At 75.5% G+C, this 15,513-nt stretch carries 14 protein-coding genes; 10 read left to right on the forward strand and 4 right to left on the reverse strand.

Annotated features, from left to right (window positions below; translation table 11 throughout):
• Positions 1–232 precede the first annotated feature (232 nt).
• Positions 233–1,603: an FAD-dependent oxidoreductase gene (locus ACIPXM_RS28225; protein ID WP_401660975.1), complete on the forward strand. Its 1,371-nt coding sequence runs from the start codon at positions 233–235 to the stop codon at positions 1,601–1,603.
• Positions 1,604–1,812: 209 nt separating this feature from the next.
• On the forward strand, positions 1,813–2,412 hold the full coding sequence (locus ACIPXM_RS28230; RefSeq protein WP_401660977.1) for an ankyrin repeat domain-containing protein: 600 nt from the start codon (positions 1,813–1,815) through the stop codon (positions 2,410–2,412).
• A gap of 21 nt (positions 2,413–2,433) precedes the next feature.
• On the opposite strand, the gene ACIPXM_RS28235 is transcribed toward ACIPXM_RS28230, so the two are convergent.
• Positions 2,434–2,787, reverse strand: a complete 354-nt coding sequence (locus ACIPXM_RS28235; protein WP_401660980.1) for an ArsR/SmtB family transcription factor — start codon at positions 2,785–2,787, stop codon at positions 2,434–2,436.
• 148 nt (positions 2,788–2,935) lie between these two features.
• Here ACIPXM_RS28235 and ACIPXM_RS28240 point away from each other — a divergent pair, with 148 nt between their 5' ends.
• The 5 genes from ACIPXM_RS28240 (at position 2,936) to ACIPXM_RS28260 (ending at position 8,154) form a co-directional block, all read left to right on the forward strand.
• Positions 2,936–4,018, forward strand: a complete 1,083-nt coding sequence (locus ACIPXM_RS28240) for an NADH:flavin oxidoreductase/NADH oxidase (protein WP_401660983.1) — start codon at positions 2,936–2,938, stop codon at positions 4,016–4,018.
• Positions 4,019–4,197: 179 nt separating this feature from the next.
• Positions 4,198–5,283, forward strand: coding sequence for a WD40/YVTN/BNR-like repeat-containing protein (locus tag ACIPXM_RS28245; protein ID WP_401660986.1), 1,086 nt, complete (start codon positions 4,198–4,200; stop codon positions 5,281–5,283).
• Between the two features lie 98 nt (positions 5,284–5,381).
• On the forward strand, positions 5,382–6,059 hold the full coding sequence (locus ACIPXM_RS28250; protein ID WP_401660989.1) for a uracil-DNA glycosylase: 678 nt from the start codon (positions 5,382–5,384) through the stop codon (positions 6,057–6,059).
• Complete coding sequence (locus ACIPXM_RS28255; RefSeq protein ID WP_401660991.1) at positions 6,056–7,138, forward strand: N-acetylglucosamine kinase; 1,083 nt, start codon at positions 6,056–6,058, stop codon at positions 7,136–7,138. Before ACIPXM_RS28250 ends, ACIPXM_RS28255 begins: the two co-directional genes overlap by 4 nt.
• Before the next feature lie 98 nt (positions 7,139–7,236).
• A complete protein-coding gene (locus ACIPXM_RS28260; protein WP_401660994.1) occupies positions 7,237–8,154 on the forward strand; it encodes a hypothetical protein in 918 nt (305 codons plus the stop codon).
• 98 nt (positions 8,155–8,252) lie between these two features.
• Here the strand turns inward: ACIPXM_RS28260 and ACIPXM_RS28265 are convergent, their stop codons facing one another.
• Both ACIPXM_RS28265 and ACIPXM_RS28270 read right to left on the reverse strand, forming a co-directional pair.
• Entirely contained in the window at positions 8,253–9,335 is a 1,083-nt protein-coding gene (locus ACIPXM_RS28265) for a lactonase family protein (protein WP_401660996.1), read from the reverse strand.
• A 149-nt stretch (positions 9,336–9,484) separates the two neighbouring features.
• Positions 9,485–10,987, reverse strand: coding sequence for an FUSC family protein (locus tag ACIPXM_RS28270; RefSeq protein ID WP_401661426.1), 1,503 nt, complete (start codon positions 10,985–10,987; stop codon positions 9,485–9,487).
• Between the two features lie 333 nt (positions 10,988–11,320).
• On the opposite strand from ACIPXM_RS28270, the gene ACIPXM_RS28275 reads away from it, so the two are divergent.
• The 3 genes from ACIPXM_RS28275 to ACIPXM_RS28285 all read left to right on the forward strand — a co-directional run bounded on the left by ACIPXM_RS28275 (position 11,321) and on the right by ACIPXM_RS28285 (position 13,410).
• A complete protein-coding gene (locus ACIPXM_RS28275) occupies positions 11,321–11,794 on the forward strand; it encodes an Lrp/AsnC family transcriptional regulator (protein WP_401660999.1) in 474 nt (157 codons plus the stop codon).
• Between the two features lie 131 nt (positions 11,795–11,925).
• Positions 11,926–12,654 (forward strand): HAD family hydrolase, encoded by a 729-nt coding sequence (locus ACIPXM_RS28280; RefSeq protein WP_401661002.1) that lies wholly within the window; start codon positions 11,926–11,928, stop codon positions 12,652–12,654.
• A 138-nt stretch (positions 12,655–12,792) separates the two neighbouring features.
• Positions 12,793–13,410 (forward strand): DinB family protein, encoded by a 618-nt coding sequence (locus tag ACIPXM_RS28285; protein ID WP_401661429.1) that lies wholly within the window; start codon positions 12,793–12,795, stop codon positions 13,408–13,410.
• A gap of 15 nt (positions 13,411–13,425) precedes the next feature.
• On the opposite strand, the gene ACIPXM_RS28290 is transcribed toward ACIPXM_RS28285, so the two are convergent.
• A complete protein-coding gene (locus ACIPXM_RS28290) occupies positions 13,426–15,486 on the reverse strand; it encodes a SpoIIE family protein phosphatase (RefSeq protein ID WP_401661004.1) in 2,061 nt (686 codons plus the stop codon).
• Positions 15,487–15,513 lie beyond the last annotated feature (27 nt).

Consider the following 15,513-nt stretch of genomic DNA (forward strand, 5'->3'; position numbering starts at 1 on the left):
GCCACCCGCTACGACAAGACCGCACAGTCCTACGAAGCAGCCGTCACCCTCGCATCACTCCTGATGTGGGCGTGACATTTGACGACAGAACCTAGCGCGGGCCGGGACGGCAGGGCCGGGGCGCGGTCGGTGTCCGCCCGGTGGGGTGCACGCGCGCGGGTGGCGTACGCCCACTCCCCCGGCGGGCCGGTCGGTGCCATCCTGGAGACCTCCCTGCGGGAAGGGGTACGTCGTGCTGCGTGTCGCCGTCGTCGGTTCCGGGCCCAGCGGGGTCTACACCGCCCAGGCGTTGGTGGGGCAGAGCACCGTGCCCGGGATCCGGGTGGACGTGCTCGACCGGTTGCCCTGCCCGTACGGACTGGTGCGGTACGGCGTGGCGCCCGACCACGAGAAGATCAAGTCGCTCCAGGGCAGTCTGCGGACGGTCCTGGAGGACGAGCGGATCTCGTTCCTCGGGGACGTGGAGGTCGGCGCGCGGGGGCTCACCCCGGCGCGGCTCCTTGAGCTGTACCACGCGGTGGTCTACTGCGTCGGTGCCGCCCGTGACCGGCGGCTCGGCATTCCGGGCGAGGAGCTGCGCGGCAGCCATTCGGCGACCGAGTTCGTGGCCTGGTACAGCGCCCATCCGGACGCGGTACGGAACGGGTTCGCGCTCGACGGGACCGGCGCGGTGGTGATCGGCGCGGGGAACGTGGCGGTGGACGTGACCCGGCTGCTCGCGCGGCGGCCGGACGAGCTGCGGCCGACCGACATCCCGCAGGGCGCGCTGACGGCGCTGGCCGGGAGCGCGGTGCGCGAGGTGCACATGGTGGCCCGACGGGGGCCCGCGCAGGGCCGGTTCACCACCAAGGAGCTGCGGGAGCTGGGCGGTCTGCCGGACAGCCGGGTGGTCGTCGACCCGGCGGACCTGGCCCTCGACCCGGCGTTCGCCGACCCGGCGGGGCTGCCGGCCGTCAGCCGGCGCAATGTGGAGGTCGTCCGCGCCTGGGCGGCGGCCGGGCCGCCCGACGGCGGGCCGCCGCCCTCGCGCGCGGTGCGGCTGCGGTTCTTCCTGCGGCCGGTGGAGATCCTCGGCACGGCCGACGGCCGGGTCGCCGCGGTCCGTTTCGAGCGCACCGAGCCCGACGGGTCGGGCGGGGTGCGGGGCACCGGGCGGTACGAGGAGATCCCGGCCGGGATCGTGCTGCGGGCGGTCGGCTATCAGGGGGTGCCGCTGCCGGGTCTGCCGTTCGACGCGGGGCGCGGCACGGTGCCGCACGCGGCGGGGCGGGTGCTGCGGGACGGTGCGGTGTCGCCCGGCGAGTATGTGGCGGGGTGGATCAAGCGGGGTCCGACCGGGGTGATCGGCACCAACCGGCCGGACGCCAAGGAGACCACCGGTTCGCTGCTGGCCGACGCGGCGGCGCTTGCGGCCCGGCGGGTCGCGCCGGACCCGGTGGCCGCGTTGCGGGCGCTCGGTCACGCGCCGGTGGCGTGGCCGGGGTGGCTGTCGATCGAGCGGGCGGAGGCGTCGCTCGGTCGTGCGCTGGGGCGCGGCCCGGTGAAGATCCCGGACTGGGCGGGGCTGCGGGCCGCCGCCCGTGCGGGTCATCCGATCGGCTGACCCCGGCGTCGGCCGCCCGGCGTGGTGGGAGGGGCCGCGGGGCGGACGCCGCGCGGGCGGGGGTGCCCGCAGGATGGGGGTACGCGGGCGGGGCACCGCGGTGCCATCGGTAGCGCGCCTGCCACGCCCGTACCGCCCGACCTGTCCGTACCGCCCGACCGTTAGCCCCGTCGTCCGACCGCACCGCCCGTACCCGTCAAGGAGCCGACATGCCCACCGCCGCCGATCCTCTCCTGCTCGCCGCCGCCCGCCGGGGCGACGCCGCGGCCGTACGCGACGCGCTCGACCGGGGCGCGCGGGTCGAGGCGCGGGACCCGGAGCTGCGGACCGCGCTGCTGCTCGCGGTGCTCGGCGACCACGTGGCGGCGGCCCGGGAGCTGGTGGCGGCGGGCGCCGACGTGAACGCGCGGGACGCGCGGCACGACAGTCCGTGGCTGGCGACCGGGGTCACCGGCAGTGTGGCGATGATGCGGGTGCTGCTCGCGGCGGAGCAGGGGCCCGATCTGACGCTGCGGAACCGGTTCGGCGGGATCAGTGTGATCCCGGCGGCCGAGCGCGGCCATGTCGCCTATGTGCAGGCGGTGCTCCAGGAGACGGCGATCGACGTGGACCACGTCAACGACCTGGGCTGGACCGCCCTCCTGGAGGCCGTCATCCTCGGTGACGGCGGCCGGGCGCACCAGAAGGTGGTGGCGCTGCTCCTCGCGGCGGGCGCGGACCGTGAGCTGCCCGACCGGGACGGGGTCACGGCCCTGGCGCACGCGGAGCGGCGCGGCTTCGCGGAACTGGCGGCGCTGCTGCGCGGCTGAGTCGTGTGTCCGGACGGAGGCTCAGCGGGCCGTGTCGCGGGCGGTCTCCGCCGTCGCGGCCGACAGGACGCTGTCGAGGAGGCCGGGGAAGAGGGTGTCCAGGTCGTCGCGGCGCAGCCGGTTGAGCTTGGTGGTGCCGCTGTAGAGCTGGCGGACGACGCCGCTCTCGCGCAGGACGCGGAAGTGGTGGGTGGTGGTCGACTTGGTGACCGGCAGGTCGAAGTAGGAGCAGGCGAAGTCGTCGCCCTCGCCGAGTGCCATCTCCCGCACGATCGTCAGGCGTACCGGGTCGGAGAGCGCGTGGAGGACGCCGGCGAGGCGGATGTCCGTGCGTTCGGGGTGCTCCAGGACCCGGGGGTTGGTCGCGGTCGTCACGGCTGCGCTCCTGGGTTCCGGTGAAGGGGACAAGCTCATTGTACGAGAATCCTCGTAGTTTGACAGGCGCCGTACTACGATGCGTATCGTACGAGTGTCGTCCCGAGGCAGCACCGCCACGACTGCCACGCCGAAACGGAGTCCCGTCATGAGCGCCGCCCTGTTCGAGCCCCTGACCCTGCGGTCCGTCACCGTGCCCAACCGGGTCTGGATGTCCCCGATGTGCCAGTACTCGGCGGAGCCGACCGGTCCCGGCGCGGGTGTCGCGGGCGACTGGCACTTCGCCCACTACGGCTCCCGTGCCACCGGCGGCGCCGGGCTGATCCTGGTGGAGGCGACGGCGGTCGCCCCTGAAGGCAGGATCAGCCCCTTCGACCTCGGCCTGTGGGACGACGGCCAGATCGCCGGGCTGCGCCGGATCGCCGAGTTCCTGACCGCCCACGGCACCGTGCCCGGCCTGCAGATCGGGCACGCCGGGCGCAAGGCGTCCACCCAGCAGCCCTGGGCGGGGCGCGGCCCGGTGGACCCGGCCACCGGCATCGGCTGGCAGCCGGCCGGACCGAGCCCGGTGCCGTTCGGCGAGGGCTACCCGGTGCCGACCGAGCTGACCGTGGACGGCATCCAGGAGATCGTCGGCCGGTTCGCCGACGCGGCCCGGCGCGCGCTGGCCGCCGGATTCCGGGTCCTCGAGGTGCACGGCGCCCACGGCTATCTGATCCACGAGTTCCTCTCCCCGCACAGCAACCACCGCACCGACGCCTACGGCGGCTCGTTCGAGAACCGCGCCCGGTTCGCCCTGGAGGTCGTCGACGCCGTGCGCGCCGTGTGGCCCGAGGAACTGCCGCTGTTCTTCCGGGTGTCCGCGACCGACTGGCTCGACCAGGGCTGGAACGCCGACGAGACGGTCCGGCTGGCCGGGCTGCTGCGCGACCACGGGGTCGATCTGATCGACGTCTCCTCCGGGGGCAACGGCGGTCCGGCCGCGATCCCGACCGGCCCCGGCTACCAGGTGCCGTTCGCGGCCCGGATCAAGGCCGAGACCGGACTCGCGGTCGGCGCGGTGGGGCTGCTCACCGAGAGCGAGCAGGCCGAGAAGGTCGTCGCCAACGGCGAGGCCGACGCGGTGCTGCTCGGCCGCGAGCTGCTCCGCGACGCCTCCTGGCCGCGCCGGGCCGCCCGCGAGCTCGGCGCGGAGCTGGCCGCCCCGCCGCAGTACGCCTGGGCGATCTAGGGCACCTCCGGGGGCAGGGGCGGCGGGCGGGGCCGGGCTGGACACTGGCCCGCAACACGCCTCTGACCTGGGCCGGGGCCGGCTCCGGGGGCCGTTGTCAGTGGTGCGGTGCAGACTTTTTCCCGTACCCGGATCCGGATCCGGGCATCCGAGACAATGGCGTCCTGGAGGTGTCGGCGATGACCGACGTGCTACTGACCGTGGGCACCCGCAAGGGGCTCTTCATCGGCCGCGGGCGGGACGGCCGATGGGAGTTCGGCCCCCCGCATTTCAACGCGCAGGCGATCTACTCGATCGGGATCGACACCCGGCGCGCCGCTCCCCGCATCCTGGTCGGCGGGGACAGCGCGCACTGGGGTCCCTCGGTCTTCCACTCCGACGACCTCGGCGGCAGCTGGACCGAGCCGCCCCGGCCCGCCGTGAAGTTCCCGCAGGACACCGGCACTTCCCTGGAGCGGGTCTGGCAGTTGCAGCCGGCACCCGACCACTCCCCCGACGTGGTGTACGCGGGGACCGAGCCGGCCGCGCTGTTCCGGTCCGCCGACGGCGGCGCGTCCTTCGAGCTCGTGCGTCCGCTGTGGGAGCACCCGACGCGGGACCGCTGGGTGCCGGGCGGGGGCGGCGAGGCGGTGCACACGGTGGTCACCGATCCGCGGGACGCGGACGCGGTGACGGTGGCGGTGTCCACCGCGGGGGTGTTCCGTTCGCGGGACGGCGGCGCGAGCTGGGCTCCCTCGAACGAGGGAGTATCGGCGGTGTTCCTGCCCGATCCCCACCCGGAGTTCGGGCAGTGCGTGCACAAGATCGCCCGGGACGCCGTCGACCCGGACCGGCTCTATCTGCAGAACCACTGGGGCGTGTTCCGCAGCGACGACGCGGGCGGCAGCTGGACCGACATCGGCGCCGGGCTGCCCTCCGACTTCGGTTTCGCGGTCGCCGCCCACCCGCACCGGGCGGACACCGCCTACGTGTTCCCGATCAACGCCGACGCCGACCGGGTCCCGGCCGGACACCGCTGCCGGGTCTACCGGACCACCGACGCCGGGGCGTCCTGGGAGCCGCTCGGCGCGGGGCTGCCGGACGGCGACCACTACGGCACGGTGCTGCGCGACGCGCTGTGCACGGACGACGCGGACCCGGCGGGCGTCTACTTCGGCAACCGCAACGGCGAGGTGTACGCGAGCGCGGACGACGGCGACAACTGGCGGCTGATCGCCGACCATCTGCCGGACGTGCTCTGCGTGCGGGCGGCGGTGATCGGCTGACCGAGACCGGAGCGGTGCTCGGCTGACCGGGTCCTGGGCGGAGTCCTGGCAGGTCCCGGCCGGGCGGTGGTGTCGGTGTCCGCCAGTAGAGTGACGGCGTGGCAGCACGACCGTTGAACGAAATCGTCGAGGCCGGGTGGGCGCGCGCGCTCGCGCCGGTGGCCGAACAGATCGCCGCGATGGGCGACTTCCTCCGCGCGGAGGTCGCCGCCGGGCGCACCTACGTACCGTCGGGGGTGAACGTCCTGCGGGCGTTCCAGCAGCCCTTCGACGAGGTGCGGGTCCTCATCGTCGGCCAGGACCCCTATCCGACCCCGGGCCACGCGGTGGGCCTGAGCTTCTCGGTGGCGCCCGAGGTGCGTCCGCTGCCGCCGAGCCTGGACAACATCCACTGGGAGATGCACACCGACCTCGGCCTGCCCCGGCCGTCGAACGGTGACCTCACCCCGTGGACCCGGCAGGGCGTGCTGCTCCTCAACAGGGCGCTCACCACCGCTCCCCGCAAGCCGGGGGCGCACCGGGACAAGGGCTGGGAGGCGGTCACCGAGCAGGCGATCCGGGCGCTCGCGGCGCGCGGCAAGCCGCTGGTGTCGATCCTGTGGGGGCGGGACGCGCGCAATCTGCGCCCGCTGCTCGGGCAGTTGCCGGCGATCGAGTCCTCGCACCCCTCGCCGATGTCGGCGGACCGGGGCTTCTTCGGCTCCCGCCCGTTCAGCCGCACCAACGAGCTGTTGCAGGGTCTTGGCGCCGAGCCGGTGGACTGGCAGCTGCCGTGACCGGCGGCCCGGAGCGCGCGTTCGTCGTCGGGGTCGACTCCGGCGGCTCGGGCCTGCGGATCGCACTCGCCGAGGCGGGGTCCGGTACGGGGTCCGGGGCCGGGGCCGGAGTCGACGAAGGCGGTACGGGCCCGGCGGCGGGCGCGGACGCGGTGCGGGTCGCGGTCCTGGAGACGGTGGTGTCCCGGGGGCCGGTGCGCACCGGCCCCGGCGGTATCGACGCCGGGCAGTTCCTCGACCTGGTGCTGCCCGCCGTGGCCGCGATGACCGGGCGGGCCGGTGGCGGCCGGATCGTGGCGGTCGCCGTCGGGGCGGCCGGGATGGCGACCCTCGGCGACCGGCTGCGGGCCGAGCTGCCGGACGCGTTCGCCGCCGCCTGGGGGACCCGGCGGCTCGCGCTCGCGGCCGACGCGGTCACCGCGTACGCCGGGGCGCTCGGGCAGCGGCCCGGTGTGGTGGTGGCCGGTGGCACCGGCCTGATCGCGCTCGGCACCGATCTGTCCGGCTGGCGGCGGGCCGACGGCTGGGGGCATCTGCTCGGCGACTGCGGCAGCGGCGCGTGGATCGGCCGGGCCGGTCTGGAGGCGGCGCTGCGCGCCCACGACGGGCGGCGCGGTGGTTCGGCGGCGCTGCTCGCCCGGGCCGAAGCACGGTTCGGGCCCGTGGCCGGGCTGCCGGGCGCGCTCTATCCACGGACCGACCGGCCCGCGGTGCTCGCCTCGTTCACCCCGGACGTGGCGGCGTGCGCGGCCGCCGGGGACCCGGTCGCGGCCGGGATCCTGGAGCTGGCCGCCCGTCATATCGCGGAGGCCGCCACGGCGGCGGCCGGTTCAGGCGGTGCGGGCGCGGGAGGCGCGGTCGCGGACGGGACCGAAGTGGCGTTCACGGGCGGGCTGTTCCGGCTCGGTGAGCCGCTGCTCGGTCCGTTGCGGGCCGAGCTGGCGGCGCTGCTGCCGGGGGTGCGTCAGGTCCCGGCGGGCGGCGACCCGTTGGCCGGGGCGGTGACCATCGCCGCCGCCCTGGGCGGTGGATCGCTGCGGCTGCCGGAGGACGTACGGCTGCTTCAACTCACCAGGTAAGCGGCGGTTCCTGCCCACTTCGGACATAGCGGGGCAGAAGTCGCCGAGCCGCACCTCAGCGAGCCGACCGTCGGGTGAAACCAGTAGCATGCGGCGCCATGAGCTCCCCCACTGGGCCCACTCCCGGGCTGCCCGTACGAATGCCGCGACCCCGCCAGTCCGGGCGACACCGTCGCCCCGAACCCGTGGCGGCGCCCGAGGGCGCTCCCGCGCTGGTTCTGACCGTCCCCGGTGTGCCGTCGGCCGCCATACGCTCACTGGCCGAGGAGGTCGTGAGCATCGCCCGTTCGGAGCTGCCCGGCCTCGAGGCCGCGATCGGCTACCTGGACGGCGACGACGCCGAGTACCCGACCCTGACCACGGTGCTGTCCCGGGTCACCGCGCTGCGCGCCGAGCGGTACGAGATCGCGGTCGCGGCCGGCCGTGAGGTCGCCGCCCCCGCGGGACCCGCCGCGGTCGTGGTGCCGCTGCTCGCCGGTCCGGACAGCGGGCTGACCCGCCGGATCCGGCAGGCCGTGATGGACGCGGGCAACAACGCCGAGCTGACCGACGTCCTCGGTCCGCACCCGCTGCTCGCCGAGGGCCTGCACGTGCGGCTCTCCGAGGCCGGTCTGGCCCGCGCCGACCGGGCGCGCCTGTTCACCGTCGCCACGGCGGCCGACGGCATCATCCTGGCCACCGTCGGCGGTGAGGAGGCGGTGCAGACCGCCGGGATCACCGGCATGCTGCTCGCGGCCCGGCTCGCGGTGCCGGTGATGGCGGCGGCGCTCGACCAGGACGGTTCGATCGCGGCGGTGGCCGAGCAGCTGCGCGGCGCCGGTGCGGAGCAGCTCGCGCTCGCCCCGTACCTGATCGGTCCCGAGCTGGCCGAGGGCCTGCTCGAGGTGGCCGCGAAGGAGGCGGGCTGCGCCGCGTCCGAGCCGCTGGGCGCCTACCCGGCGATCGGCAAGCTGGTGCTCTCGCAGTACATGTCGGCGCTCGGCATCGCGCCCCAGCAGGGCGCGCCGGCTCTCTGAGCCGCGCCGCAGGACCGTGACCGTGACGGGAAGGGCCCGCACCGGAGGATTCCGGTGCGGGCCCTTCCCGTACGCGCTCGGGAGGTGTGGCGGGGCGGTCAGCCGAAGACGACGCAGGACGCGGCGGCGGCCGGGACCGATCCGGCGCGCTCGGGCAGTCCGGTCTCCGGGTCCACGGTGAACCAGGTGATGTCGCCGGAGCGCTCGTTGGCGGCGTAGAGGTGGCGGCCGGACGGGGCCAGGGTCAGATCGCGCGGCCAGCGGCCGCCGCAGGGCACCGAGCCGACCAGCCGCGCGGTGTCGCCGGACGGGTCGAGCGCGAGGACGGCGAGGGTGTCCGCGCCGCGCACCGCCGCCCACAGGAAGCGGCCCTCGGGGTCGACGACGACCTCGGAGGGGTAGGCGGGGCTTTCGACGTCCCCGGCCGCCCCTTCGGCGACATCCTGGACCACCGGGGTCTCGCCGAGCGGGGTGAGCACGCCCGCCTCGGCGTCCCAGCGGCAGACGGTGACGGTGGGCACCAGCTCGTTCAGGACGTAGGCGTGGCTGCCCGCCGGGTGGAAGACCAGGTGGCGCGGCCCGGTGCCGGGGCGCAGCGCGGCGCTGCCGTGCGGGCGGAGTCCGCCGGTGGCCGGGTCGAGGGCGCTGATCTCGACGGAGTCCGTACCGAGGTCGACGGCGAGCAGCCAGCGTCCGGTGGGGTCGGGCAGCACCTGGTGGGCGTGCGGGCCCGCCTGGCGCGACGTGACCGGCCCCGAGCCCTGGTGGGCGGTCTGTCCGGAGACCGGGCCGAGGGTGCCGTCGGCGTTCCTGGGCAGGGCGCTGACGCTGCCGGAGGTGTAGTTGGCGGTGACCACGTGGCCGGGGGTGACGGCGAGGTGGGTGGGGCCCTTGGCGTCCACCGGGACGGCAGGGGCGAGCGGCCGGGGGGCGGGGCCGGTGATGTCGAAGGCCGCGGCGGCGCCGTGGTCGGTCTCGGAGACGGCGTAGAGGGTGTCGCCGTCGAGCGCGAGGAACGACGGGTCGGGGACGGCGTCGCTGGCGCCGGTGACGGTCAGCGCCCCGGTCCGCGGGTCCCAGTCGGCGGCGAGCACGCCAGGCCCGCCGGCCGAGGTGAACGATCCGATGAACGCCCTGGTACGGCGCCCGGCGCCGCCCTGTCCCGTCTGTGTGCCGCTCACGGCGCCTCCCCTGGTCCCCGGATCCGCCGAAGTCCGCGGATCCGCTGCTCCGGCCGTGGACCGGCCGTCGTTCGGGCTGACGTTAGCAGGCGGTCTAGACCAGCCGGGCGGAATCGGCCCGGGGAGTCGGACGGGGGAACCGGACGGGGTCAGGCGGCCGGGACCAGCGGGGAGCGCGGGGCGGTGCGCAGCGGGGTGGCCAGCGCGGTGAGCGCGTGTTCCAGGGCGTGCAGATGGCCGAGCGCGGCCTCGGCGCCGGGGTGGTGGGCCGGGAGTCCGGCCGGGGCGGCCCGCTCGGCGCGCTTCGGCGCGGCCGGTTCGACCAGGGCGTGCACGGCGGCCTCGACCCGGCGGGCGGCGGCGGCGAGCCGGGCGTCGTGGGAGGCGTCCGGGTCGGCGGCGACGGCGGCGAGGCCGCGGGTCTCGCGGGCGCAGGCGTCGAGCAGGTCGAGGACGTGGCGGGCCCTGGCCTTGCGGGCGCGCAGCGGGCTCAGCGGGTGGACCAGCGGGGCCAGGGTGAGCCGGGCCCGGCCGAGCAGCAGGTCGAGCTCGGTGGCGTGGGCCGCCGGGTCGGCGTGCGGGTCGCCGGCGAGCCGCCGGGCGGCGGCGGTGGTGCAGGCGTGGACGCAGCCGACGGCGCGCTGGATCCAGGCGTTGGTGGCCGCGTGGGTGGTGACCGGGAGGAGGGCGACGCCGACGGCCGCGCCGAGCGCGCCGACCGCCGTCTCCTCGAAGCGGAGGACCAGGAGCCCGGGGTGCAGGACGCCGAGCAGCCCGTACAGGAGGCCCGCCATGACGGTCACGAAGAACATCATCCAGCTGTAGGACAGCGGGGCGGTGTAGAAGATGCCGAAGACGCAGACGGCGACGAGGGCGGCGGTGGGCGCGGGGGCGCCGCCGAGGGGCAGCGCGATCAGCAGGCCCGCGGCGATGCCGACGACGGTGCCGAGGACCCGGCGGAAGCCGCGGACCAGGGTCTCGCCGCGCGAGGCGGTGTTGACGAAGATCCACCAGGCGGTGCCGACGGCCCAGTACCAGCGGTCCTCGGACAGGAACTGGCCGGCCGCGAGGGCGACCGCGCAGGCGACGGTGGCCTGCACGGCCTGCCGGGTGGTGGGCCGGTCGAGGCCGGTGCCGGGCAGTGGCGCCGGAGCGGCGGGCGGTGGTACGCGGCGCTCGACGCACCAGAAGCCGAACCGGACGAGACCGGCGGCGCCGAGCGCGAGCAGCACCGCGCCGAACAGCTCGGGCAGCTGGGCGGGGACGGCGTGCAGGAACTGGGTGACGAAGAACTGCATGAAGGCGAAGATGCCGAGGGCGTGGCCGCGCGGTCCCCAGCGGCGGGCGTACACCCCGGCGAAGACGACGACGAGCCAGGCGAGGTCGCGCAGCTGCGGCAGGCCGTGCAGCACGGTCGCGAGGGCGAGCACGGGGAACCCGGCCAGCGGCAGCAGGGCGGTGGTGACGGCCTGGCGGCGCACGGTCGGGTCGCCGACGGTGAACAGGGCGAGCAGCGCGGCGAGCCCGGCGGTGATGGAGGCGGTGAGGGAGAGCCCGGCCAGTTCGGCGGCGGTGACGGCGAGGCCGATGCCGAGGACGGCGCGGCTCGCGATCCGCAGCCGGACCTTGCCCGGGTCGGGGGCCACGCACATCCGGCGCAGCAGCCCGCCGCCCGCCGTCAGGGCCCGGCGCACCGGTGCCGTGGTCCGCCGGTCGTTCCTGGTGCTGTTCTCGACGGTGTCCCCGCCCCCGCTGCCGTACACACACCCTCTTCGTCACTGTCGTCGCCGTCCGGACATGACGATGGCGCCGCGGTCCGGGTCCGGCCACCTCGCCGGTCCGGCGCGTGCGCGGCGCCATCCTGTCCAAGTCTTTCCCCCAGAGGAAAGCATTCATCGGCCCAGTGGCTCAACAGGCGAGTGAATGACTGGGCCATTGGTACAGTCGAAGGCTCACGCACTCGGCCACAGGGAGGCCAACGGACCATGGCGGTGGACGAGCTCGACACCCGCGTCCTGCGGTTGCTCATCGAACAGCCGCGCACCAGCGTGCGCGAGTACGCGCGGATCCTCGGCGTCGCCCGGGGCACCGTGCAGGCCCGGATCGACCGGCTGGAGCGCGACGGCGTGATCACCGCGACGGGTCCGGTGCTGTCCCCCGCCGCGCTCGGGCACCCGGTGCTCGCGTTCGTGCGCATCGAGGTCACCCAGGGGCACCTGGACGAGGTCGGGGACGCGCTCGCGGCCGTCCCGGAGATCGTGGAGGCGTTCTCCATCACCGGCGGCGGCGATCTGCTCACCCGGGTGGTGGCGCGCGACGCCGGGCACCTGGAGGACGTGATCCAGCACCTCATCCAGCTGCCCGGGGTGGTCCGCACCCGCACCGAGCTGGCGCTGCGCGAGCGGGTGCCGCACCGGCTGCTGCCGCTGGTGGAGGCGGTGGGGCGGGGTACGGCGTAGCGGCGGCCGCCCCTGAAGACCGCGGGCGGGCCCGAGGTGGGGTCCGGGCCCGGCCGGGCCTGGCCGGGATCGGGCCGGGATCGGGCCGAACGGCCCTCGGCCGCGGCCCCGCGCTCTGCGAGGCTTGCCGCATGGACTTCCGCACCCCCCTGGACGGCGCCCCGGACGGCCCGCGCTTCGCCGTCGTGTTCGATCTCGACGGCACGCTGGTGGACAGCGAGCCCAACTACCACGAGGCCACGCTGCGCGCCCTCGGCCCGTACGGCGTGACGCGGGCGGACTACGACTGGGCCGAGCACAGCCGGTTCATCGGCATCGGCACCCAGGAGTCCCTGGAGCTGCTGGCCGAGCGGTTCGGCATCACCGCGCCGGTCGGCGAACTCCTCGATGCCACCAACCGGCACTACCTGGAGCTGGCGCGGGCTTCCACCCCGGTCTTCCCGGAGATGCGGACGTTCGTGGCGCGGCTGTACGCGGCCGGGGTGCCGATGGCGGTGGCCTCGGGTTCGTCCCGGGCGGCCATCGAGGCGGTGCTCGCGGGGACCGGCCTGGACGCCTGGCTGACGACGCTCGTCTCGGCGGAGGAGGTGGCGCGCGGCAAGCCGGAGCCGGACGTTTTCCTGGAGGCGGCCCGCAGGCTCGGCGGGATCCCGCCGGAGCGGTGCGTGGTCCTGGAGGACGCGCCCCCGGGCGCGGCGGCGGCGCGCGCGGCGGGCATGCGCTGCGTCGCGCTCCCGTACGTGCCGGGCACGGCCGACGATCCGGCGTTCGGCGGGGCTGACCTGCTGTTCCGGGGCGGGCAGGCGGAGTTCACGGCGCGGGCCGGGCTTGAGTGGCTGAGCGGGGCGTACGCCGGATAGCGCCGAAACGCTCCGGGCGGCGCCCACCGCCGGGCGAAAACCCGTGGTCGGGGCGGATCCGGTGTGGCAGGGTGCGGGGCGGCCGCGGCCCGCCGTCGCCGTACCCCTCTCCCGCCCCTCCCACGCCCTGGAGCGATCATCGTGACCCCGCCCCGTCTCGTCCCCCTCCTCGCGCAGTTCGAGTTCGCCAGGGACCGGCTGCTTGCCCGGCTCCGCGGTCCGGTGATGGACAGCGGCAACGGGACGGACGTGCCGGTCGGGCCGCTGACGGACGAGGAGTACCGGTGGGAGCCGGTGGCCGGGTGCTGGTCGGTGCGGCGGCACGCGGACGGACCGGGTGACCGGGCCACGGTGCTGGTCGGCGCGGGTGCCTGGGGCCGGGACGCGACGCCGCCGCCGCATCCGGAGCCCGCGCCGTTCACCACGCTGGCCTGGCGGGTGAGCCACCTCGCCGAGATGTTCATGCTGCGCACCGACCACACGGCGGGCGGCCGGACGCTGACCCGGGACGACTTCGTCAGCCGCGGTGACGCGGCGACGGCGGTCGCCGACTTCGAGCGGGCGATGGCGGGCTGGCACGCGATGCTGGGCACGTTGACCGACGCGGACCTGGACACGGTGGGGTACAGCTCGTACCCGCACGGCAGTGATCCCGAGGACCCGATGGTGGAGACGGTGTGGTGGATGAACCAGGAGCTGCTCGCACACGGCGCGGAGATCGCCCTGCTCAGGGACCTGTACCGGGCCCGCGGCTGAGTTCTCGGTGACCGCTCACGTCTGTTTCGTACGGGCGAGGAGCATCGCGATGTCGTCCTGGGCCGGGCCTTCCGGGAGGCCCGCCAGGAGCTCGTCGCACAGTTCGTCGAGCGGGCGGCTCATGTCCCGCAGGGCGCGGCCGACCCGGGCCATGCCCTGGTCGAGGTCGCGGTCGCGGGCCTCGATGAGGCCGTCGGTGTAGAGCACGAGCAGTCCGCCGTCGGGCAGCGCGATCTCCTCGGTGCCGAACTCGTGGCCGCCGGTGCCCAGCGGGGTGCCGGGCGGCCCGTCGAGGAAGGTGACGGTGCCGTCGGGGGTGACCACGGCGGGCGGCGGGTGCCCGGCGCGGGCGATCGTCCAGACCCCGGTGGCCGGGTCGTGCACCGCGTACACGCAGGTGGCCATCTCGTCCTCGCCGAGGTCGGCGACGACGGTGTCGAGGGAGCGCAGCATCGGCACCGGGGGCACGTCGTGCCGGGCGAGGGTGCGGACGGCGGTGCGGAGCTGGCCCATCACGGCGGCGGCGTGCACGCCGTGGCCCATGACGTCGCCGATCACCAGGCCGGTGCGGCCGCCGGGCAGCTCGACCACGTCGAACCAGTCGCCGCCGACGTCGTGGTCGCTGGCCGGGAGGTAGCGGCCGGTGAGTTCCATGCCCGCGACCTCGGGGAGCGCGTTGTTGGTGAGGCTGCGCTGGAGGGTGAGGGCGGCATGCCGCTGGGTGGTGTAGAGCCGGGCGTTGTCGATGTTGGTGGCGGCACGGGCGACCACCTCGTCCATCAGGATCCGGTCCTCGTCGTCGAAGGGTTCCCGGCTGCGCAGCCGGGTGACGGAGACGCTGCCGAGCACCTTGCCGCGGGCGACCAGCGGGATCAGCCGGGCGGAGCCGATCCGGGCGGCGAAGTAGCGGCGCAGCGCTTCGAGGCGGGGGTCGCGCAGGAGCTGGGGGATGTCGGGGATGCCGAGGTCCATGGCCCGGGCGTCGGTGATGACCTGTTCGTAGGCGGAGTCGAGCGGGATCTGGAAGGTCTGTCCCGGGGCGAGCAGCGCGGTGGGGGCGCTGGGGTCGGGGAAGCGCGCGGCGAGGCGGCGGAGCACGCCGCGGTGGGCGGCGGAGCTCTCGTCGGGGTCGAGGACGGCTTCGAGGAGGTGGACGTCGGCGGAGTCGGCCAGCTGGGGGACGAGGAAGGCGACGACCTCCTCGGCGGTCTGGGCGAGGTCGAGGGTGGTGCCGATGCGGGCGCCGGCCTCGGCGAGCAGCGCGAAGCGGTGGCGGGCGCGTTCGACCTCGATGTGGGCCTGCTGGCTGTCGGTGATGTCGATGAGGGAGGCGATGACGCCGAGCGGGCGGCCGCCGTGGTCGAGGAGCGGCGCGTAGGAGTTGGACCAGATGTGGTCGCGGCCGGGGTCGGCGGGGGTGCGGCCGACCCGGCGGGCGTCGACGACGGCGGTGCCGGTGTCGAGGACCCGGCGCATCAGGGCTTCGAGGGCGCCGGCGTTGACGCCGGGGACGACCTCGGTGAGGCGGCGGCCGAGGTGGTCGGCGGGCGGGACGCCGTTCATCCGGGCGAGGGCGTCGTTGACGCGGACGAAGCGGAGGTCGGGGCCGAGGGTGGCGAGGCCGATGGGCGACTGGGTGAAGAGGGACTCCAGGGCGGCGAGGGAGTCGCGCATCCGCAGCACCTGGGAGGTCTCGAAGGCGATGAGCATCGCGCCGGGCCGTCCCTCGGGGTCGGCGGCCGGCACGATCCACATCTCCATGGCGAGCGAGTGTCCGTCCCGGTGGCGGACCGGCAGGGTGCCGACGACGGTCTCCCCGGCCTGGACCTGGCGGGTCAGCCGGTCGGCGAGCTCGCGGTTGCCGTCCGGGACGAACAGCGGGGTGGCCAGCCGCCCGATGACGTCCTCGGGGCGGTACCCGAGGAGGTCCTGGGCGGCCAGCGACCATTCGACGATCCGGCCGCCGGCGTCCTCGCGCCACAGCGCGATGGGCAGCAGGTCGTTGAGCACGCCCGCGTACCCGACGGCCGCCAGGGGCGGCTGCGGGACCCTGCTCGGCGACTGATCAGTGTCCAACGCATCGACCTACGCATCGGCCGGGCC

It is taken from the genome of Streptomyces sp. NPDC090025, from assembly GCF_044748125.1.
Lineage (GTDB): Bacteria > Actinomycetota > Actinomycetes > Streptomycetales > Streptomycetaceae > Streptomyces.